The sequence below is a fragment of the Paracoccus rhizosphaerae genome, from assembly GCF_026162645.1.
In the GTDB taxonomy this organism is placed as follows: domain Bacteria; phylum Pseudomonadota; class Alphaproteobacteria; order Rhodobacterales; family Rhodobacteraceae; genus Paracoccus; species Paracoccus rhizosphaerae.
The window spans coordinates 1-1,119 of record NZ_JAOTBE010000181.1 but is presented as its reverse complement, the minus strand read 5'-3'; the positions used below and the strand labels follow the sequence as shown (position 1 = coordinate 1,119).

2 protein-coding genes and 1 pseudogene are annotated in these 1,119 nt (G+C 59.2%); 1 reads left to right on the top strand and 2 read right to left on the bottom strand.

Annotation, left to right across the window (positions count from 1 at the left end):
- Positions 1–326: 326 nt before the first annotated feature.
- Positions 327–503 (top strand): annotated as a pseudogene (locus tag OC184_RS20305) (IS110 family transposase); the annotation flags it as partial.
- Positions 504–597: 94 nt separating this feature from the next.
- On the opposite strand, the gene OC184_RS20300 reads toward OC184_RS20305, so the two are convergent.
- Together OC184_RS20300 and OC184_RS20295 are read right to left on the bottom strand one after the other, a co-directional pair.
- Positions 598–927 carry a hypothetical protein gene (locus tag OC184_RS20300; RefSeq protein ID WP_265508963.1) on the bottom strand — a complete coding sequence of 110 codons (330 nt, stop codon included), beginning with the start codon at positions 925–927 and terminating at the stop codon, positions 598–600.
- A partial coding sequence (locus OC184_RS20295; protein WP_265508962.1) for a hypothetical protein occupies positions 924–1,119 on the bottom strand: 196 nt, incomplete at its 5' end. The genes OC184_RS20295 and OC184_RS20300, both read right to left, overlap by 4 nt.

Below are 1,119 nucleotides of genomic sequence, written 5' to 3'. Positions count from 1 at the left end.
CCGCATTGCGCTCATGAACCGCTTCAACGCACTCGGCACCGCCGAGATCGAGCGCGTGGCCTGAGCTTTAACGAGGTAAGGGAAGTCCTGCTTCAACGCCGAGTTCTGCAACAATGCCTGCCAGACCTGTCCGGTGACGGATCTCGTACCGTCGCTTTAGATGGCCGTCGCCACCGCGAACTCCAGGTCATGGCTTCTGCATCGGCAAACAGGAGTGGAAGATTAAACTCCCTGCGCGACACGCCTCTGCGGTTCCCCTTCAGCTGAGGGTGGCGGAGTCGTCGCAGATGCGAATGTGTGCCTTGCCGGTGTCGAACCTGTGGAGGGGGAGGGCGATCGGCGATCTTGGCCACGACGTGCGACTGATTCCATCTTCCTAGGTGAAGCCGTTCTTGAAACGGCAGAGAAATGACGTGGCGGATGCCGAGGCGATTGCTGAAGCAGGGTCGTGTCCGCCGATGCGCATCGTTCCTGTGAAGAGTGAGACCCAGCAGGCGGCGGCCGCGCGTCCAATCCAACAGGACCTACGGAACTGCATTGCAGGGCCTGGCGGCAGGACCGCAAGATCAGGTGCCCTGACACGCTGGAAAACCAACCCTATTCCGCAGCAAGACGCGTCCGGCGCCCGTGGAATTCGGTGTCAATGCCGAGGACTTGCATGAGTTCGAGGATGTCCGCCTTGAGCTCTTCGATGCGCGTGGCCACATGCTCCTCGCGCGCATCAACCTGCTCATGGAGCCTACGAAGTTCTTCGATCACTGCCAGAGCACGCTTGATGTCGGTCTCCACGCGCATGCACTCGGTTTGCCGGTCCTGAAGAAACGTTCTGGCTTCTTGCACCCGGTCGTCTGCATAGACTCGCGCGAGATCACGAGCATTGAAGCTCATCTTTGCCGCGAGTTCGAGGAGTTCCGGATTGAGGTTCATGAGATCAGGATGCTGGTGGAGAAAGTCGAGCCGCTCACGGGTGGCGTCATATTCCGACCTGATCCTGAAGACGCCTTGACGTTGCCCCCTCCGCCTAGTCCAGTTTGAGATAGACTCTGGCCCAACCGATAGGACCAGAGATGAAGCGCAGCAGGTTCACTGAAGATCAGATCATCGGCATTCTGAAGGAGC

Excerpts from the sequence above, each read along its gene's own strand:
- OC184_RS20300 (WP_265508963.1), bottom strand. The coding sequence starts at position 927 with ATGAACCTCAATCCGGAACTCCTCGAACTCGCGGCAAAGATGAGCTTC.